16 protein-coding genes and 1 pseudogene are annotated in these 19,198 nt (G+C 42.3%); 11 read left to right on the plus strand and 6 right to left on the minus strand.

The features are described 5' to 3' along the window. Positions 1–50: 50 nt before the first annotated feature. Genes VOI46_RS01290 through galE form a run of 5 tightly spaced genes read right to left on the minus strand, consistent with a single transcriptional unit; the run spans position 51 to position 5,649 of the window. Positions 51–1,379 carry a dienelactone hydrolase family protein gene (locus VOI46_RS01290; RefSeq protein WP_004588176.1) on the minus strand — a complete coding sequence of 443 codons (1,329 nt, stop codon included), beginning with the start codon at positions 1,377–1,379 and terminating at the stop codon, positions 51–53. A gap of 31 nt (positions 1,380–1,410) precedes the next feature. Next, positions 1,411–2,412 (minus strand): Gfo/Idh/MocA family oxidoreductase, encoded by a 1,002-nt coding sequence (locus tag VOI46_RS01295; protein WP_004588177.1) that lies wholly within the window; start codon positions 2,410–2,412, stop codon positions 1,411–1,413. Positions 2,413–2,431: 19 nt separating this feature from the next. After that, positions 2,432–3,580, minus strand: coding sequence for a galactokinase (gene galK, locus VOI46_RS01300; RefSeq protein ID WP_004588178.1), 1,149 nt, complete (start codon positions 3,578–3,580; stop codon positions 2,432–2,434). Next, the gene (locus VOI46_RS01305; RefSeq protein ID WP_004588179.1) at positions 3,570–4,634 is read right to left on the minus strand and encodes a UDP-glucose--hexose-1-phosphate uridylyltransferase; all 1,065 of its coding nucleotides are present in this window, start codon (positions 4,632–4,634) and stop codon (positions 3,570–3,572) included. Before VOI46_RS01305 ends, galK begins: the two co-directional genes overlap by 11 nt. Position 4,635: 1 nt before the next feature. Then, positions 4,636–5,649 (minus strand): UDP-glucose 4-epimerase GalE, encoded by a 1,014-nt coding sequence (gene galE, locus VOI46_RS01310; RefSeq protein WP_004588180.1) that lies wholly within the window; start codon positions 5,647–5,649, stop codon positions 4,636–4,638. Between the two features lie 306 nt (positions 5,650–5,955). Here galE and VOI46_RS01315 point away from each other — a divergent pair, with 306 nt between their 5' ends. Further along, complete coding sequence (locus VOI46_RS01315) at positions 5,956–6,783, plus strand: SDR family NAD(P)-dependent oxidoreductase (protein WP_004588181.1); 828 nt, start codon at positions 5,956–5,958, stop codon at positions 6,781–6,783. Positions 6,784–6,928: 145 nt separating this feature from the next. Here VOI46_RS01315 and VOI46_RS01320 read toward each other — a convergent pair whose 3' ends face one another. Continuing rightward, positions 6,929–7,168: a YdcH family protein gene (locus VOI46_RS01320; protein WP_004588182.1), complete on the minus strand. Its 240-nt coding sequence runs from the start codon at positions 7,166–7,168 to the stop codon at positions 6,929–6,931. 300 nt (positions 7,169–7,468) lie between these two features. Here VOI46_RS01320 and VOI46_RS01325 point away from each other — a divergent pair, with 300 nt between their 5' ends. The 10 genes and pseudogenes from VOI46_RS01325 to speD all read left to right on the plus strand — a co-directional run bounded on the left by VOI46_RS01325 (position 7,469) and on the right by speD (position 19,166). Next, positions 7,469–8,458, plus strand: coding sequence for a zinc-dependent alcohol dehydrogenase family protein (locus tag VOI46_RS01325; protein WP_004588183.1), 990 nt, complete (start codon positions 7,469–7,471; stop codon positions 8,456–8,458). A 1,069-nt stretch (positions 8,459–9,527) separates the two neighbouring features. Then, positions 9,528–11,060: pseudogene (locus VOI46_RS01330) on the plus strand (bifunctional diguanylate cyclase/phosphodiesterase). 128 nt (positions 11,061–11,188) lie between these two features. Further along, positions 11,189–11,770, plus strand: a complete 582-nt coding sequence (locus tag VOI46_RS01335; protein WP_004588186.1) for an aminodeoxychorismate/anthranilate synthase component II — start codon at positions 11,189–11,191, stop codon at positions 11,768–11,770. A gap of 46 nt (positions 11,771–11,816) precedes the next feature. Further along, complete coding sequence (locus VOI46_RS01340) at positions 11,817–12,977, plus strand: HDOD domain-containing protein (RefSeq protein ID WP_039972274.1); 1,161 nt, start codon at positions 11,817–11,819, stop codon at positions 12,975–12,977. Between the two features lie 444 nt (positions 12,978–13,421). Continuing rightward, positions 13,422–14,627, plus strand: coding sequence for an aspartate aminotransferase family protein (locus VOI46_RS01345; RefSeq protein WP_004588188.1), 1,206 nt, complete (start codon positions 13,422–13,424; stop codon positions 14,625–14,627). Between the two features lie 84 nt (positions 14,628–14,711). Further along, the gene (gene astA / locus VOI46_RS01350) at positions 14,712–15,728 is read left to right on the plus strand and encodes an arginine N-succinyltransferase (RefSeq protein ID WP_004588189.1); all 1,017 of its coding nucleotides are present in this window, start codon (positions 14,712–14,714) and stop codon (positions 15,726–15,728) included. 16 nt (positions 15,729–15,744) lie between these two features. Continuing rightward, the gene (astD, locus tag VOI46_RS01355; protein WP_004588190.1) at positions 15,745–17,214 is read left to right on the plus strand and encodes a succinylglutamate-semialdehyde dehydrogenase; all 1,470 of its coding nucleotides are present in this window, start codon (positions 15,745–15,747) and stop codon (positions 17,212–17,214) included. 140 nt (positions 17,215–17,354) lie between these two features. Further along, positions 17,355–17,702 (plus strand): DUF3802 family protein, encoded by a 348-nt coding sequence (locus VOI46_RS01360; RefSeq protein ID WP_004588191.1) that lies wholly within the window; start codon positions 17,355–17,357, stop codon positions 17,700–17,702. Positions 17,703–17,851: 149 nt separating this feature from the next. Continuing rightward, the gene (locus VOI46_RS01365; protein WP_004588192.1) at positions 17,852–18,265 is read left to right on the plus strand and encodes an OsmC family protein; all 414 of its coding nucleotides are present in this window, start codon (positions 17,852–17,854) and stop codon (positions 18,263–18,265) included. A gap of 88 nt (positions 18,266–18,353) precedes the next feature. After that, positions 18,354–19,166 (plus strand): adenosylmethionine decarboxylase, encoded by an 813-nt coding sequence (gene speD, locus VOI46_RS01370; RefSeq protein ID WP_004588193.1) that lies wholly within the window; start codon positions 18,354–18,356, stop codon positions 19,164–19,166. Positions 19,167–19,198 lie beyond the last annotated feature (32 nt).

Below are 19,198 nucleotides of genomic sequence, written 5' to 3' on the forward strand. Positions count from 1 at the left end.
ATTTTAAGTGCGTATGCGGCTAAATATAAAAATAGCCGCCAAAGTTTGTGTTACTTGGTGCGCGGTTTAGCTTGTTGCCAATCCATACCAGTAGAAAAACGATTATCAAACCCATGCCATGCTGGTAGTGGCTTACCATTAACCACAGCTTGGTCGCCATTTTGTGGTAAGTCTAGGTATTCACATTGGCTGGTAATGCCTTTTACGTGGCAGTCCATCATAGCAAGTACAAAGTGTTTGTTGGTCTCGTTTAGGGTGCGCATTGACCACGATGGCTCGTAGTAATGGCCTATATCTAATTCGCTGCTACGTTTGGCAATAGCAGGAGCAGGGTGCGGCGCAATATTATGGCGCGCATTTTTGTAAGTAAGCAGGTACTTGTCGGGGCTGCCCGTTTGGTTATATAGGTTTTTAATGCCTTCATAACCGGATATATCATCTAAGCTACCCGCTACATAAAGCGAAGGCACTTTAATGTTTTGCATAGCACTGGCATTAAATAAGTTATGTTGCCCGCCCCAAGGCGCAAAGGCCACCATGGCTTTTATGCGTGTATCTACTTGCGGATTTTTATATTGCCCACCCGCACAGCTATTAAGTAATTGCTGCACTTGTTTAATTTGCGCCGAATCTTTTATACCGGTAAACATTACAGTGGCTTGCTCGTTAAAGTCATAACAGCCACCAATTGTATTAACCGCGCCAAAACCACCCATAGAGTAACCAATTACGCCTGCGTTTTTGCTATCTACTTGCTTGCTGGCAAAGTTGTTTTGTTCGTTAAAGTAGTTAAGTACAAATTGTTGATCGCGTGAGCGGTTAATAAGGGTACTAAAAAAGCCCGAAAACGGCGCATTTTTAAAATCAACATCTGCATTGGTTGAGTCGGTATGATCTATGGCTGCCACAATGTACCCATGCGATGCTAAATGTTCGCCCAAGTAATACATAATTGTACGATAGCCGGTATATCCGTGTGAGAGCACAATAACAGGGTAGTGCTCTTTGTTATTAATGGCTACATCGCGCATGGCATCGGCTTGTAAGGTAAAGGCTTTACCTGTACGGGTTATGTCGCTGTAGCTGGTTAAGGGTGCGTTTGCACTGTTTGCTGCTGGGTACCACACTTCTACTTTTAAAGGGCGATCTCTTTTCCCTTGGGTTGCAGGGTCAAACTGCGCGGGATTTACTAAATCAAGCGTTTGTACGCCAACGCGGTAACTACCTTTAGCAGCAAGCTCAGGAAGTACTTCGCTGGTTAAAGGTGGGTAGAGTTGCTCAGGCGTTTTTTGATCTGCAAAAACACTACTTGCTGTTAAGCAGCCCGTTGCTAGCAGCAAGGCTTTTGAAAGCGCCTTTAACGTGTGTGTGGTTGTCATTGTGTATCCTTGTTGTGTGTATTTTTTATTATTAATCTAGCTGATGGGCTTCAACGCTATCGCTGTATTTAAGCTGCCACTGCGCCCGAAGCGTATCCATTATGTGCATTACCCGCAGGCTTGTGCTGAGCGGTAATACATTGCTTTGTGTTTGTTGTTGTAAAATACATTCGCTAACGTGAGCAATTTCAAATTTAAAGTTTTCATCGTCATTAAAACTAAAGTCAAACTGCTGCACTTGCTGGGTGTTTAAATGAAGCTCTAGCGACTGTGCACCGACAAATTCAGCAATGCGAATATACCCGTGCTCCCCTAAAATACAGGCTTCGGTAGGGCCATTTTGTTGTAACGCGCTACTAAGCTGCGCAAATTGCCCTTGGCCGTAATTTATAAGGGTTACACTGCGCTCATCTACGCCGGTCGTGCTTTTGTGTACTAATGATTTAATTTGTTCAGGGGCTTTATTAAATACCACATCGGCAATTGATATAGGGTAAATACCTAAATCAAGCAATGCGCCACCTGCGGTCGCTGGGTTCATTAAACGGTGTGAGTCAGCAAAGTTGCCCGCTAGGCTAAAGTTGGCATTCACACTGTGTACTTTGCCTATTACGCCCTCGCTTAATAGCTGCTGCAGTTTTACTATGGCAGGTAAAAAGCGCATCCATACACCTTCCATTAAAAAGCAGTTTTGTTGTTCGGCTAACTGGCTAAGGGTTGTGAGTTGCTGTGCATTAACAGTTATGGGCTTTTCGCTGAGTACATGCTTATCGTGCACTAAGCATTGCGCAATAGTATTAAAGTGTTGTTCGTGGGTATTAGCAATATATATGGCGTCAATGTGTGGGCATTGCATAAGGGCTTGGTAGCTCTCATAGCCTTTAACTGAATAGTGTGTGGCAAATTCTTTTGCGCGTTGCTCGCTGGTCGATGCAGCGCCAATAAGCTGTGCATTAGCGCAATGCGCAATGCTTTTAGCAAAGGTGTGAGCAATATTGCCACACCCAATAATACCCCAATTAACCTTTGCCATGCTTATTCCTTAATGATGTTTAAAAAGACGTAATTTGTAATCCTGAACCTGCTGAACATACGTAAATGTCGGCATTTAAATTAAAACGTTCAAAGTAGTGCTGCTCAACCGCTGCTTTAATAAGTGGTACTTCTGCATCACGGCATAAACACACAATCGCACCGCCAAAACCGCCACGGGTCATACGTACTGCACCGCGCTCGCCCATCGCTTCTTTACAAATTTCTACTAGACCGTCGGTCGCTGGTACGGTTACTTCAAAGTAATGCTTAAGCGATTGGTGCGATGCCGCCATTAGCTCGCGCAGCGTATCAATGTCGTTATTTTGCAGTGCTTTAGTTGCTGCAATTACACGCTCGTTTTCGCTAATTACATGGTGTGCACGTTTGTATTCGTTTTCGCTTAGTGCATCTTTAGTTGCTTCAAGCGTGTCCATGGTGGCTTTACGAAGCGTGGCTACATTCATTTTTGCAGCTGCTTGCTCACAGTCAACACGACGTTGGTTGTACTCGCTATCTACCAATTTACGTGGGTAGTTAGAGTTAACAATAACAATGTTTAAATCATCGGGTACTTTTACTGATTCAGTCGCTAAGTTTTCACAGTCAATTAAAAGGGCATGGCCGTTTTCACCTTTTGCCGAAATAAGCTGATCCATAATGCCCGATTGGCAATGCATAAAGTCGTTTTCGGCTTCTTGGCCTAGTAAGGCAATTTTTTCTTCGCTTAAACCAAGCTGTGCAATATGGTTAAACATACCACCAATGGCCACTTCTAATGCCGCCGATGACGATAAGCCACTGCCTTGCGGTAAGTTACTGTCAATAAGTAAATCAGCGCCGCGTAAAGTATGGCCCGCGCGCTTTAGTACAAATGACACGGCACGGATATAGTTACCCCATTGCGATTGCCCTTCGCTGATGTCTTCATCAACACTAAAGCTGTCTTTTTCGCCTGGGTAATTTAACGAATGCACAGTAATGATGTTGTCGTCGCGCTCTTTAAACATAACTTGAGTACGAAACTCTAACGAGCACGGAAATACAAAGCCGTCGTTATAATCGGTAAATTCGCCAATTAGGTTTACACGCCCAGGTGCTGCAGCAATACCTTGAGCAGGCGCACCGTACAGTGATAAAAATTGTTGTTGAAAATCGTTAAGCGTCATCTGTGTGTCCTGCTGTTTTTTTGTAGTGTATGGTACTAGCTGCTTGTAAAATAGAGGCAGCTGTTTCTGCGCTTAAATCGCGCTGGCTTTCGCCTAACATTTCGTAGCCAACCATGTGTTTTTTAACGGTGGCAGAGCGAAGTAGCGGCGGGTAAAAATGGGCATGTAAGCGCCAATGTTGCTCATCTGAGCCACGATTAGCCGGTGCATTGTGCCACCCCATAGAATACGGGAAGCTACAATTAAATACGTTGTCGTATTTAGTGGTTAATACTTTAAGCGCTTGTGCTAAGGCGTCTGTTTGCGCATCGTTTAGCTGGCTAAAGTTTTGAATGTTATCTTTAGTTACAAGCAGTGTTTCAAACGGCCATGCTGCCCAAAATGGCACCACAACAAGCCAGTGCTCGTTTTCAAATACGACACGGGTTTTATCTGTTTGCTCTTTTTGCACATAATCGGCAAGCATCGCGCTGCCATGCTTTTTATAATAAGCAAGCTGCTGGGTATCTTCGGCTTCTATTTCAGTTGATAAATGCGCATGTGCCCATACTTGGCCATGTGGATGAGGTTGCGAGCAACCCATGATCTCGCCTTTATTTTCAAATACCTGAACACACTCATAGTGTTGTGCAAGTTCTGTGTAGTTGTCTTTCCAGGTTTTTACTACTTCGTGTAGGGCATCGTGCTCAAGCTCTGGCAGTGTTTTGTTATGCTCTGGTGAAAAACAAATCACACGGCATTCGCCGCTTGCTTCATCAGCAATAAATAAATCGCTGTCTGAGTCTAAGCTTTGCGATTGCTCGCTCTCATTAGGCGTCAGTGCGCCAAAGTCATTTCTAAATACATGGGTGTATTTGTAATCTGGGTTGCTGTCGCCATTTGCACGGGTGTTGCCTGGGCAAAGTGGGCAGCTTTCATCGTGTTTTGGTAATATGCTTTCGTTTACTGCTTCTGTAGCACCTAACCACGGGCGGTTATTACGATGCGGTGATACTAATACCCAGCGCCCCGTTAGCGGGTTTTTACGTCTGTGAGTACTTTCTAATAAAGCCATGTTAACTCTCCAACCCACTTGGGTAATTAGTTTGCCAGCGCCATGTGTCGTTGGTCATGTCGCTTAGTGTTAGTTCTGCGTGCCAGTTAAGGGTGGTTTGCGCTTTTGTGGCATCGGCGTAATTACAGGCAATATCGCCTGCTCGGCGCGGTGCACTTTTATACGGAATATCTTTATTGGCTGATGCGCTAAACGCTTTGATCATATCAAGCACCGAATAACCTTGGCCGGTGCCTAGGTTGTATGCATGAAAGGCGGTATCTGTTTTATGTTGCATAAAGGCCGCTACATGGCCCTTAGCTAAATCTAAAACGTGAATATAGTCGCGCACGCCGGTGCCATCTTTGGTGTCGTAGTCGTCACCAAAAATATTAACCACTTCGCGTTTACCCACCGCAGTTTGAGCAATAAATGGCATTAAGTTATTTGGGATACCATTTGGGCTTTCGCCTAATAAGCCGCTTGGGTGCGCACCAACAGGGTTAAAGTAGCGAAGAGCAATGCCCATAAATTGGCTGTTGGCATTACATACGTCTTGCATGGCTTGTTCAACCATCACTTTAGTCCAACCGTATGGGTTAGTAGCGCGTATAGGGTGTTTTTCATCAATAGGTAGGTAGTCTGGCTCGCCGTACACAGTGGCCGATGAGCTAAATATAATATGGTTAACGCCTACCTCTTGCATGTTTTGTAGCATGCTTAATGTGCCCGACACATTATTTTGGTAATAACGCAGTGGTTGCTCGGTTGATTCACCTACCGCTTTAAGTGCTGCAAAGTGAAATACAGCCTCAGCTTGGCTGTGTTTAAGGGCAAGTTTAAATTGCTGCTCGTCTTGAATGTCACCTAAAATAAACTCAAAACGGGTACCGGTAATTTTTTCGAGTTGATCAAGCACACGGGGGCTTGCGTTAGATAAGTTGTCGTAAATAACTGGGGTAATGCCTGCCTCATGAAGGGCAATACATGTGTGGCTACCTATATAACCCATACCGCCTGTAACTAAAACTTTCATGTGTTTTCTCGAAAAGTGTATTTGTATGATAAATACTACTATTAAGGTAATTTAAAAACAATAGTTATGATTGCCCGTTATTTCAAATAAACGCTTAAAATTCACCCAAGCAAAGGCACAATGGCTATACCTACTTAATAAGGGCGGATAGGTTTATCAATTAATTCTATAAACTGATTCTACTGAGCCACTAATTATTAGTCGCTAAAAGTGGTGGTACTATTAATGAATAGCAGTGAGCTAATGCGTGTGTAATTTGTCGTTATTGCAATGGCCAAAGTCTTAATACAAAAAGGAACGTTCAACATGAAAAAAACAATTTTATTAACCGGTGCCACCGAAGGTATTGGCCTAGAGACCGCTAAAATGTTGTTAGCGCAAGGGCATACTGTATTATTACACGGGCGCAACCAAGACAAGTTAAATACTGTACAAGCAAGCTTAAACGCTGATTACCCGCAAGCAAGCACAGCGACCTACATTGCCGATTTAAGCGATATGGCGCAAGTAAACACCTTGGCTCAGTCAGTGTTAGCCGACTTGCAAAACGCGAATAAAATACTTGATGTAGTTATTAATAACGCCGGTGTTTATAAATTGGCAAATATCACTACTGTAGATGGGCTAGATGCACGGTTTGCAGTTAATACGTTAGCGCCTTATTTACTTACTAAAGCGTTACTGCCTGTGATGAACACGCAATCACGTGTGGTTAACGTGTCATCGGCTGCACAAACCAGCGTTAACTTTGACTCGTTAGTGGGCAACAAGCCGCTATCAGATAGCGCAGCCTACGCGCAAAGCAAATTGGCTATTACTATGTGGTCGCGTCATTTAGGTTTAGCACTTAAAGGCAGCGGGCCGTTAGTTGTTGCGGTAAACCCTAAGTCGTTACTAGGTAGTAAAATGGTAAAAGATGCCTACGGGCTTGCTGGTGGCGACTTAAAACTAGGCGCTGATATTTTTTGCCGCGCCGCATTAAGTGACGAATTTAAAGATGCCACTGGCCTTTATTTCGATAACGATGCAGAGCGCTTTGCACCGCCACATCCAGATGCGCTCAACCCTACTAAAAATCAGCAGTTAGTTGATACGTTAGATAGCCTGCTTGCTCAGCTAAATGCTGATAGCTAGTAGCAATTTAACGCGAAAAAATTCACTCATGCCTTATAAGGCCTAGTTGTTTTTTATAAAGCCGATATGTGCTTTAAATGTTTTACCCTTTGTTGATCGTCAAAGAGTTCACCTAACGGTGAACTCTTTTTTTTTGCGTGCAACATTACTCTTGTTGTAAACGCTCGTACAACCAATCTTTTAATTCTGAACGCTCATGTTTTAGTTGATTCATTTGCTCATCGCTAATGGGCGCATCTTTAAGCTCTAAAACACGAATTTCTTTATCTAGCTTGTCGTATTTATCTGCCTTTTTAGCAAATTCTGTGTCGCTTTTATTTAGCTCTGCAATGGTATTTAGGTACTGTGGAAAGTCATTGGTAAGTGAGTGGTCTTCGCCTAACATATTCGCTCCTTAGTAGGATAAATGAGTTACTTAAGTGAATTACTACCTTTTCATATATTACTCTGGGGCTTAGACAATAATAAATCAACCATAGCTAGCTTAAATTGGTATAGCGCAGCGACTAGTAGGATGTTGTTTAACGCCTACTTTTAAACAGTGATGGAGTGATTTTTAAACTCTATTATAAATATTATTTTGAAACTGATTGTATGTTTAGCCTTATTATCATTTGTAAAGGGTGTGTCTACAATGAAGCTTCATTACACAGTTACTTATCAACAGATAACAGAGGCAATACCCATGAAAGCAATGACAATTAATAATTTTGGTGGCACTGAAGAGTTTGTAGCAGCTGAGGTTGCAAAACCACAAGTAACAGCAGGTAATGTGTTAGTTCGTATTGCCGCAACAAGCGTAAATACAATTGATATGATGATTCGTCAAATGGGTGCTGACTTACCCTTTGCTCCAAAACTACCGGGCATTTTAGGGATGGACTTTGCAGGCACCGTTGAAGCTGTTGGCGAAGGCGTAACAGACTTTGCAGTAGGTGATGAAGTATATGGTTGTGCTGGTGGCCTAGGCGATTTACCAGGTGCACTTGCTGAGTTTATTCTTGCTGATAAGCGCTTAATTGCTCACAAACCTAAAAACCTAAGCATGAAAGAAGCAGCCGCTATTCCACTTGTAGGTATTACAGCACTTGAAGGCTTAACACGTGCAAGTGTAAGTGCAGGCCAAAAAGTATTAGTACACGGCGGCGCAGGTGGTGTAGGCCATTTAGCAGTACAACTAGCCAAGCATTTTGGCGCTGATGTTTACTCAACTGGCGGTAACGCAGAGCAACTAGCACTAATAGAAAGCTTTGGCGCTACAGGCATAAACTTTAAAGACGAAACCGTAGAGCAATACGTTGAAAAGCACACTAATAATGTTGGTTTTGACATAGTATTTGACACCGTAGGTGGTGGTAACCTGACTAACTCATTTGCTGCAGCAAAGCTAAATGCACAGGTATCTACAACGCTTTCTTTATTAGAAGTCGATTTAAGCCCAGTACACTTTAAAGGGTTATCGTTAAACGTAATCTTTATGCTTATTCCAATGATACACGACTTTAACCGTCAAGACCACGGTGACAAACTGACTAAACTTGCACAAATTGTTGAAGCAGACGGTATGCGCCCAGTACTTGATGAGCAAGACTTTAGCTTAGAAGAAGCAGCTAAAGCGCATGACCGCTTAGCAAGTGGCCAAGCTATGGGTAAAGTTGTTATTTCTGTACAATAAATTATACCAATTCGCATAATTAAGTGATCTATTTTGAGGATGGAAAAGCGTGTTGATAGCAAGGCAAAAAATTCGCTATTTAGTTGCTCTAAATGAGAGTTTTTTAACGTAGATAGCGACACGTTTAGCCCCTGAAAATGATTAAGTATTATTGCGGATTGGTATCATTAAGGCCGGCATTCTCGCCGGCCTCTTTCTTTTTTATGCCCGCCTGATTAACGTTTGCGCACCCTTTTTTATAACCAAATATAAACAATAGTGCTTTTATTAATCGTATATAATTACGCTTTAAAATGAGTTGTTAATATTTTAGGGTCAGATCAAGCGTTTATATGAAAATATTCACTAATAAATTTGCCAGTAAAGCTAAGCAGTTTTATATAGGTATTGTGCTGGTAGGCTGTGTACTGTCTGCAATGTTTATTATCAGGCAGAAACCATTAAGCGCACCTCATCGACCTTAATGGAACAACAAATTCCGGCGCTACGCGATATTCGATTAATCGAAACCTACCTAGTAAAGCAAGAGCGCTTATTATATGAGTATTACGCAACGAGTAAGCGTGAACTTTATTTAATCGACTTTTTAGAAAACCATGTACGTATACTTGCGCTAATAAAAAACCTAGATCAAAACCACAGCACATTAGCGCTAGAAAGTAGTTTAAGTGATGAGTTTAAAAGTGGTTTAGACTTAGCACTTAAATTACACGAAAACTTATCAAGCAGCACTAGTTGGGATTTAGCCAGAGCGCAACTAGAGCAACTCACCGAACTGCAAGCCCAAGTGATGGGGCACTTAACAAATGCAGAAACGGTTATTTCAAATGCGGTTGATAGCGGCTACAAAGACACCGAAAGCAACCTGCACACCACAGTCAATATTGTGTTTTTGTTTACGTTTGCCATAGTGCTGGTAAGCATTTATACAGGGCGTTACGCATCTAAATTTATAAAGCTAAGTGCCCGTAACGAGCGTTTAGCGCTATTTCCAACGCGCAACCCTAACCCAATTGTGAGTTTAAGCGCCAACCTTGAGCTTAACTACTGTAACCCTGCCGCTATTGCTATGCATAAAGCGTATGTAAGCGATAAACACAGCACGCCCATTGCATTACTAAGCCCTAATATAAAGCAGCAACTAATAGACACTAAGCAGTCGGCTAGTCATGTTGAGCGTTTTTATACACAGCTAGATAACCATTACCTCACTTACCAAATACATTGGCTGCAAGAAATAGATGCCTTTGATATACACATACGCGATGTAACAGAGCAATTTGAGGCAGAGCGCTCATTAGAGTATTTAGCCTTTCATCACCCGTATTCAAAGTTGCCAAACCAAGCCAGTTTAGAAACATACACCAATGAGCTAATTTCGCTTGAGCAGCCTTTTAGTTTAATGCTGATTGATGTAAGCCACTTTAAGCTATTGCTTGAGCAATATGGTTTATCGGGGGCTAACGAGTGTATAAATGCCTTTGCTATGCACTTATCGCGCAGCGCTAATAAATTTTCTCAGCAGTTAAAAAGTAAAAACAAACTGACCTTTTATCACATTGCCGATGCAAACTTTGTGGTTATTTATACCGAGCAAGATTGCTCAACAACCCTAGATGACTTACTCAAAGGCGTACAAAGCCGTTTAAGCCAAGCTATTAGCACACCGTACGGTGAAATGCGTATGAGCTTTAACTGCGGTGTAACACGCTACCCAACCAGTAATGACTATAAAACGCTTCTACTGCACGCCAATATTGCCTTAGAAGAGGCGGTAAAACGTAATATTCCCTACGCTTATTTTGATACCGAAAGCGGAGTTAAGCATGCCCAGCAGCTGCATATTGCTCGGCGCCTTGATACCGCCATTGAAAAGCAGCAGTTTGAGCTTTATTTTCAGCCTAAAATGCACCTTAAATCGCAAACCATAAACAGCTGCGAATGTTTAATTAGGTGGTTTGATGATGGGAAGTTTGTTTCTCCGGCGCAGTTTATTCCTATTGCCGAGTACAGCGGGTTTATATTGCCATTAGGCGAATGGATACTCGATAGTGCCTTTGCCCAAGCTAAAAAATGACATCAGCAAAACTTAAATATCCGCTTGGCTATTAATATATCGGCAAGGTAATTTACACAGCAAGACTTTGTGCAAAGCATAAAACAGCGGTTGGCACATTTTAACGTGCCCGCGCATTTAATTGAGCTAGAAATTACCGAAACCGCCATTATGGACGATGAAGAGTTTGGTATTTCAGTACTGCAGGCACTGAGTGCACTGGGTATTAGCTTATCAATTGATGACTTTGGTACGGGCTATTCGTCGCTGGGTTACTTACAGCGTTTTCCGGTTAATAAATTAAAAATAGATCAGTCGTTTGTGCGCAATATGGCCACAGACACACGCGATCAGGCTTTAGTATTGAGTATTTGCCAATTAGCTAAAAACTTAGGGCTCGATATTATCGCCGAAGGTGTAGAAGAGCATGCCCAACTTGAAAAACTAAAAGAGTATAACTGCGACCTAATTCAAGGGTACTTGTTAAGCCGGCCAATACCAGCAAACGAATTTGAAGCATTTTTAGCTAAAGGCGTAAGTTTTTAAGGCGTTTTGCTAATGTATGTTGGGTAATTATTAGTGATAGAATGGCCCTATAAAAGCTTCTATCGCTCATTTTACAAGCCGCACATGTGAGCAAAGAGCACTACATTATTAAATAAGGTCGTTGTGTAATGCTGTTGATGATCGACAACTACGATTCGTTTACTTATAACCTAGTACAATATTTTCAGCGCTTAAACCAAGAGGTGCTGGTAAAGCGTAATGACGAAATATCTGTTGCGCAAATTAAGCAACTTAACCCCAAGCATATTGTTATTTCTCCGGGGCCTTGTACGCCAAACGAAGCGGGTGTGTCACTCAATGTCGTTGAGCAGCTAAAAGGCATTTACCCTATTTTGGGTATTTGCTTAGGGCATCAAACCATCGCGCAAGCGCTAGGGGGCAAGGTTATACGTGCTAAGCAAGTCATGCATGGTAAAACCTCACCTATTGTTCATAATAATAAGGGGGTATTTACCGGTTTAGAAAACCCGCTTACTGTGTGTCGTTATCACTCGCTGGTGGTAGAAAAACATAGTTTACCGAGTGAATTAGCCATTACCGCATGGAGCCAAACCGAGCAAGGTGAGTTTGACGAAATTATGGGGCTACTTCACACAGAGCTTGCTCTTGAAGGCGTGCAATTTCATCCCGAGGCTATTTTAACAACTCAAGGGCTCGAATTGCTTGCTAACTTTTTATCTCGCTTCTAACCTTACAGTAACCACCGAATGGTAATACTTATACTGAATGGACTTTATGACTGAACTTGCGTCGCAAAAGCGAATAGCCTCAATGCTTGACCAGCGTGCTCACGACTTGCTGCTTGGCCATAGTTTTGCACATCAACAAATTGGCTTTATTCATACGCTGGAAATTGATTATGGCGAACCAATGAAGCAACGCACTTTATTAGAAGTAGAAGTTGCCGCACAGCATAAACGCCAGCAAAGTAGCACCGCGCATCATAAGTACCGAGCACAAGCGAGCAAGCAACTTCATAAAGTAATAGAAACAGCCATATTTAAGCAATTAGAAGATATGGATGCTGTTATTCAAAACACCATAGGCATAGAAGATAACGTTGCTACCATGCTAGATATACTGGCGGTTAAGTCGGCAAGTGTTGGGCGTTTAGAGCCATTGGTAAATGATTCAAGTTGGCTTGGCCGCGAATTAGTGTCATTGGTAAATCTGCCTTACTACCGAAAGCAGCGCAGCAAAAGTACCTCAGTTAAAGTAGACAGCCCCGCACTTGCACTGCGTTATATTGGCCTTGATAACTTACAATTGGTAATTCCTACTTTTGCTATGCGCCATTGGATGCCACACAGCACAGAGCCATTTCCATTATTAAAACGCCGCCTGCGCGACGCCGCCATGGCCAATGCAATTGCAGCGCAAAAAATTGCAGAGCTTAATGATGTAAACCCCGTACATGCGTTTACACTTGGCATGCTTATAGATGTAGGGCGTATTGCCTTAGTGCGTTTGTACTTAAAAACCTTTGAACAGGTATGGCAACGTAAAGTGCAAATAGCACGCGAAGCACAGCAAAAAGATTTACACACGGCATTGATGGAACTAAAGCCAGATCCCTTATTTTTAACCACGTTGTTAAGTAATAAGTCGCTTGAGTTAAGTGCTAAAGTTATTCGAAAAATGGCTTTTAAGTTTTTGCCGTTTAATCATGTTATGGCGCAACTTGTTCATGGTATTGAGCAAAGTAGTGATGTTTTCCCTATGAGTGAAGTCATGCTTAAAGCGCGATGCTACTCGCAGTATTTAAACCTAAAACAGCACCAACTTATTGAACAAGATGAAATGCAGGCATGGTTTTCGTATCATCAATTCACTAAAAACGAGCTAAAAGCCCTCGAAAACAACAATTTTACCAACCTTGCTATTCAAATTGACTAAAAAGCAGCTTACTCGTTGGTCCTTATATCGGTAATTTGCCGCTGGTGGCAGCAAATTTTCATTAACTATTGAATTTTTTGTTAATTTTTTTGCGACTATTCATTCATTAACATCTCCCCGAGCACACCTCGCTTTAAGCACTTAATGTAAGGCGCGACTCACTGCGCAGGCGCATAAGTATTAAAAAATGGCATTTATTTTCTATGCAGATAGTTATTCACTATCTATGAAATAATATCCCAAGGCCTTTATTTTAAAGGCCTGCATGAAAGTTTTTAACGAGACAGCACCACAAATATCTGAAATAATGAGCGCCTGAAAATTGAACCACAAGGCAGTTTTACGCTCAACCTTTTGCTATTTAGTGCGTAAATATCTTGGTTACATTTATAACCAAACACCTATTTTGATGTTTTGTGTTGCTCACAATTAAGAGGAAAAAAAATGACAGTCAATCGCGAATTATTTGATCACGTAATGGTTCCTAACTACGCGCCTTCAAGCGTTATTCCTGTTCGAGGCGAAGGCTCTCGCGTATGGGATCAACAAGGTAAAGAATTTATCGACTTTGCCGGTGGTATTGCTGTTAACTGTCTTGGCCATTGCCATCCTGCATTAGTAGGTGCATTAAAAGAGCAAGGCGAAAAAATTTGGCACCTATCAAACGTAATGACTAACGAGCCTGCGCTGCGTTTAGCTAAAAAAATGGTCGATGCGACCTTTGCTGAAAAAGTTTACTTTGCAAACTCAGGCGCAGAAGCAAACGAAGCTGCACTTAAATTAGCTCGTCGTTTTGCACTTGATAAATTTGGTGCTGAAAAATCACAAATTATCTCATTTAACAAAGGTTTTCACGGTCGTACGTTCTTTACCGTAACCGTAGGCGGGCAAGCTGCATACTCAGATGGTTTTGGTCCTAAGCCAGGCGACATCGTACATTGTGATTACAATGACCTAGCTGCATTTGAAGCGCTAATTAGCGACAAAACATGTGCCGTAATGATGGAGCCACTGCAAGGTGAGGGCGGTATTATTTCGCCAACTGACGAATTTGCACAAGGCGTTCGTGAGCTATGTACTAAACACAATGCACTGCTTATTTTTGATGAAGTACAAACAGGTGTAGGCCGTACTGGTGAGCTATACGCATACCAAGGTTTAAACGTAGTGCCTGATATTTTAACGTCAGCTAAAGCTCTTGGCGGCGGTTTCCCTATTGGCGCTATGCTAACTACTACTGAGATTGCACAGCACTTAAAAGTAGGGACTCATGGTTCTACTTACGGTGGTAATCCACTGGCGTGTGCAGTAGCCGAAGCCGCATTTGATACTGTAAATACCCCTGAAGTACTGGCGGGCGTAAAAGAAAAAGCAGCATTATTTAACGAGCTTCTTAACGCGGTAAACGAAAAATACAACGTGTTTAGCGAAATTCGTGGCCAAGGTTTATTAATTGGTGCAGCCGTTAACGAGCAATACAAAGGCCGTGCTAAAGAGTTTTTAGTAGCAGCTACCGAGCAAGGGCTTATGTCGCTTGTAGCGGGTGCTGATGTAGTACGCTTTACGCCATCGTTAGTAATCACCGAAGCGGATATTCGCGAAGGTATGGCGCGTTTTGAAAAAGCAGTAGCAAGCGTAGTAAACGCTTAAGCGCGTTAAACCACCTTATTAAGGGCAAGCCTGCTTGCCCTGCATATTCTATTTACCGTTATTGATAAGGGAGCAAGCGGACTCATGATGATCCTTCGCCCAATCCAGCAAAATGATTACGCAGCGTTATTAAAAATTGCCCACGAATCGGGCCATGGTTTTACATCTTTGCCGTTAAACGAAGAGTTACTGCAAAAGAAAATTGACCATTCTGTAAGTTCATTTGCTAAACAAACGTCACAACCTGGTGACGAAGGCTACCTGTTTGTTCTTGAAGATACCGAAACCGGTGAAGTAGTCGGCACTTCAGCTATTGAAGCTGCAGTAGGGCTTGATGATGCGTTTTATCATTACCACTTAAGTAAAGTAATTCACTCATCACGCACGTTAGATGTATACAAAGCGGTTGATATTTTAACCCTATGTAACGACTACACCGGCGCGACAGAACTATGTACCTTATTTTTGAAAGATGGCTATCGTAAAAACTGTAACGGTAAACTTCTTTCAAAAGCGCGCTTTATGTTTATAAAACAACATGAGCAGCGTTTTGCACAAACAGTAATAGCAGAAATGCGCGGCGTGTCTGACGAAAACGGCAGCAGCCCGTTTTGGCAGTGGCTAGAAGAGCACTTTTTCTCAATGGACTTTCCTACCGCCGATTACCTAACAGGTATAGGCCAAAAAGTGTTTATTGCTGAACTAATGCCAAAGTACCCAATTTACGTAAACTTGCTTAGCAAAGACGCTCAAGCGGTGATTGGTAAAGTACACGACAACACACGCCCAGCTATTGAGCTATTAAAAAATGAAGGATTTACCTTCAACGGTTACGTCGATATTTTTGATGCGGGCCCTACAGTAGAAGCAAAAGTAGATAACATTGCCACTATTCGTAATGCAAAAGACTTTAAAGTAGAAATAGGCGAAGCATCGGGCGATACCATGGTACTGCTTGCTAACGGCAAGTTAGAAGATTACCGTGCAACGGTTGCAGCGCTTAGCTTTGATGAGCGTGCAAGCAGCCTTATTTTATCGCAACAAATAGCCGATGCCCTACAGCTACAATCGGGCGACACCGTAAGCGCAACCCCAGTTTAATTAAGGAGAAAGTATAATGACTCATCCTGCACAATTTATTAATGGTCAGTGGTCACAAGGCCAAGGCAACGCATTTAACTCAGTAAACCCTGCAAATAACGACGTTATTTGGCAGGCATCTTCAGCGACTGCAGAGCAAGTAGATAGCGCGGTAAATTCGGCGCGCGAAGCATTTTACAGCTGGGCAGATAAAAGCTTTAACGAGCGCCTAGAGATAGTTAAAACCTTTGCTGCAGCACTTAAAGAGCACAGCGAAGAACTTGCTGTTGCGATTGCCCAAGAAACCGGTAAACCACTGTGGGAAACGCGTACAGAAGCGGGCGCTATGGTAGGTAAAATTGCCATTTCTGAAAAAGCATTTTTAGAGCGCACTGGCGACGTTGAAAACGCTATGCCAGTAGGGCGTGCGATGATCCGTCATAAACCACATGGTGTAGTTGCCGTATTTGGCCCATATAACTTCCCTGGGCACTTACCTAATGGTCACATTGTGCCAGCGCTTTTAGCCGGTAACACCGTGGTATTTAAGCCATCAGAGCTTACGCCAATGGTTGCTGAGCTTACGCTTAAACTATGGGAAAAAGCCGGTTTACCTGCCGGTGTAATTAACCTTGTTCAAGGTGAAGTAGAAACAGGTAAAGCCCTTGCTGCTCATAAAGGCATAGATGGTTTATTCTTTACGGGTTCTTCGCGCACTGGACATATTTTACATGAGCAGTTTGCGGGTCAACCGGGTAAAATTTTAGCGCTTGAAATGGGTGGCAATAACCCACTGATTATTAAAGATGTGGCAGATACTAAAGCCGCGGTACACGATATTATTCAATCGGCGTTTATTTCAAGCGGCCAACGTTGTACTTGTGCTCGTAAAGTATTTTTACCTAAAGGCCAACAAGGCGATGACATTTTAGCGCGCCTTATCACTGCAACTAAAGCCATTAAAGTAGGCAACTACGATGATGAAGATCAGCCATTTATGGGCTCTATGATCTCATCTGCGGCTGCAGCAGGTATGGTAAAAGCACAAAACGAGCTGGTTGAGCTTGGCGGTGAAGTACTAGTAGAGCTTGAGCACACAGCCAATACTGGTTTTGTAACACCGGGTATTATTGAGTGCTCAGCAATTAGCGACTTCCCAGATGAAGAGCACTTTGGCCCATTATTAAAAGTGTTCCGCTTTGATGACTTTGACCACGCAATTGATAAAGCAAACGATACCAGCTTTGGTTTATCAGCAGGTTTATTAAGCGACAGCGAAGCCGACTACAATCACTTTTTACGCCGTATTCGTGCCGGTATTGTTAACTGGAACCGCCCAATTACAGGTGCATCAAGTGCAGCCCCATTTGGTGGTATTGGCGCATCAGGAAATCACAGAGCAAGCGCATATTACGCAGCCGATTACTGTGCATACCCTGTTGCTTCGGTAGAACTTGAAAAAGTGACGATGCCAGCAACACTAAGCCCAGGCTTAAAAATAGATTAATTACTGTTCTATTTGTAGTTATAAAGAATGAGAAAAGCAGCTTAGGCTGCTTTTTTTGTATTGGTATCGCGCAAAGCTAGTAATTAGTGGCGCTTTCTGCTTAAATCTATGCAATTAGTTATTCAAAGGTGAAAATCACAATGGTTTTAGACAGGCAAGGGTACGATGACTTGATCATGTATCTAACTCAAAATTTAGCGTTATTTGAGAAGCCAGGCGAAATCAAACCCGGTGCCCCTACCGTTATGGAACTCATAGAAGACGTAATAGCGCATAACGTTATGCTAATTTGTGAACAACATACCAATCTTAATACCGAACAACGCAGCCAAATAGTGCGCGAGGTAGACGGTATTGTTTACGACTTACAAGAAGTGCTAAGCAGCATAACCTCACAACCCGTTACGGTTGAACAACACGCATTTATAGATGAGTTTGCTGGGCTTATTAAAAACTTATTTGATAACGCGGTAACACAAACCTCTTAACGTTACCCGTTAACACAGCGCAGTATGACCTAATGATTGCGCTTCTATTACTTCTCGCCTTATTAATAACACCACAAAATTTAATCTCAGCGCTCACGTATCGTTGCAGATTGTTATACAATCAACAAAATTTTTTTAGAGATAAACACATGCAAGCAAATGTAAAATGGGTTGAAGGCGACACCTTTATTGGCCGTTCTAATTCTAATCACAATGTAGTTTTTGATGCCGGTAGCGACAGCGCTGCACCAAGCCCAATGGAAATGGTACTTATGTCGGTAGGCTGTTGCTCGTCGGTAGATGTTGTAAGTATTTTAAAAAAAGCCAAACAAGATTTTTCTGATGTGCAAGTACAGCTAAGCTCAGAGCGCGCCGAAACAGCGCCTCGTGTATTTACTAAAATTAATTTACACTTTGTTGTTACAGGCAATAATGTCTCGGAAAAACACCTAGCGCGTGCGGTTTCGCTCTCTGCTGAAAAGTATTGTTCTGTTGCTTTAATGCTTGATAAAACAGTAGAAATTACTCATAGCCACGAAGTTGTGCAAGAACAGGTAAAATAACGCTTTTTCCGTGAGGAAAATTCGTATAAAATCCGCGAACTTTTCATTCTGCAGGTGCAGATTTCACTAATTTATAGGTTGGTTTATCATGAACAAACCCTTCGATAAACTTAAACTTCATGGCTTTAATAATTTAACCAAAAGTTTAAGCTTTAGTATTTACGACATTTGCTACGCAAAGACCGAGCAACAACGTAAAGAATATATTGAATATATCGACGAGCAGTACAGTGCAGATAGACTAACCGACATACTAGGTGATGTTGTTGATATTATTGGTGCTAACATTTTAAATGTGGCGCGCCAAGATTATGAACCACAAGGCGCAAGTGTGACTATTTTGGTTTCGGAAGAGCCGGTAGAAGAGCAGCAAAATTACGATGCTGACGAAGCGCCAGGCCCATTACCAGATTCTGTTGTTGCGCACCTAGATAAAAGCCACATTTGTGTACATACCTACCCAGAAGCACACCCTGATGATGGTATTTGTACATTCCGTGCTGATATTGAAGTATCTACCTGTGGCATTATTTCGCCACTTAAAGCGTTAAACTTCTTAATTCATAGCCTTGAGTCAGACGTAGTAACCATTGACTACCGCGTACGTGGTTTTACCCGCGACGTAAACGGCGTTAAACACTACATTGACCATGCAATTAACTCGATTCAAAACTTCATGACAGAAGATACCAAAGAAGCGTACCAAATGATGGACGTGAACGTGTATCAAGAAAACCTGTTCCACACCAAAATGATGTTAAAAGAAACCGACTTAAACACTTACCTGTTCGGCCTATCTACTGATGAGCTGTCGGATGAGGAAGAAGAAGAAATTCGCTCTAAACTAACCCGCGAAATGCAGGAAATATTCTACGGTCGTAACCTACCAGACGCAGAATAAATTAGTTTAAAAGCAATTTAGTTGTATTAAAA

Origin of the sequence: Pseudoalteromonas sp. CuT4-3 (genome assembly GCF_035666335.1) — a bacterium.
In the GTDB taxonomy this organism is placed as follows: domain Bacteria; phylum Pseudomonadota; class Gammaproteobacteria; order Enterobacterales; family Alteromonadaceae; genus Pseudoalteromonas; species Pseudoalteromonas atlantica.

What these genes read in the sequence shown, in the direction of transcription:
- VOI46_RS01290 (WP_004588176.1), bottom strand. Translation starts at nt 1,379, where the DNA reads ATGACAACCACACACACGTTAAAGGCGCTTTCAAAAGCCTTGCTGCTA.
- VOI46_RS01295 (WP_004588177.1), bottom strand. Translation starts at nt 2,412, where the DNA reads ATGGCAAAGGTTAATTGGGGTATTATTGGGTGTGGCAATATTGCTCAC.
- galK (WP_004588178.1), bottom strand. Translation starts at nt 3,580, where the DNA reads ATGACGCTTAACGATTTTCAACAACAATTTTTATCACTGTACGGTGCG.
- VOI46_RS01305 (WP_004588179.1), bottom strand. Translation starts at nt 4,634, where the DNA reads ATGGCTTTATTAGAAAGTACTCACAGACGTAAAAACCCGCTAACGGGG.
- galE (WP_004588180.1), bottom strand. Translation starts at nt 5,649, where the DNA reads ATGAAAGTTTTAGTTACAGGCGGTATGGGTTATATAGGTAGCCACACA.
- VOI46_RS01315 (WP_004588181.1), top strand. Translation starts at nt 5,956, where the DNA reads ATGAAAAAAACAATTTTATTAACCGGTGCCACCGAAGGTATTGGCCTA.
- VOI46_RS01320 (WP_004588182.1), bottom strand. Translation starts at nt 7,168, where the DNA reads ATGTTAGGCGAAGACCACTCACTTACCAATGACTTTCCACAGTACCTA.
- VOI46_RS01325 (WP_004588183.1), top strand. Translation starts at nt 7,469, where the DNA reads ATGAAAGCAATGACAATTAATAATTTTGGTGGCACTGAAGAGTTTGTA.
- VOI46_RS01335 (WP_004588186.1), top strand. Translation starts at nt 11,189, where the DNA reads ATGCTGTTGATGATCGACAACTACGATTCGTTTACTTATAACCTAGTA.
- VOI46_RS01340 (WP_039972274.1), top strand. Translation starts at nt 11,817, where the DNA reads ATGACTGAACTTGCGTCGCAAAAGCGAATAGCCTCAATGCTTGACCAG.
- VOI46_RS01345 (WP_004588188.1), top strand. Translation starts at nt 13,422, where the DNA reads ATGACAGTCAATCGCGAATTATTTGATCACGTAATGGTTCCTAACTAC.
- astA (WP_004588189.1), top strand. Translation starts at nt 14,712, where the DNA reads ATGATGATCCTTCGCCCAATCCAGCAAAATGATTACGCAGCGTTATTA.
- astD (WP_004588190.1), top strand. Translation starts at nt 15,745, where the DNA reads ATGACTCATCCTGCACAATTTATTAATGGTCAGTGGTCACAAGGCCAA.
- VOI46_RS01360 (WP_004588191.1), top strand. Translation starts at nt 17,355, where the DNA reads ATGGTTTTAGACAGGCAAGGGTACGATGACTTGATCATGTATCTAACT.
- VOI46_RS01365 (WP_004588192.1), top strand. Translation starts at nt 17,852, where the DNA reads ATGCAAGCAAATGTAAAATGGGTTGAAGGCGACACCTTTATTGGCCGT.
- speD (WP_004588193.1), top strand. Translation starts at nt 18,354, where the DNA reads ATGAACAAACCCTTCGATAAACTTAAACTTCATGGCTTTAATAATTTA.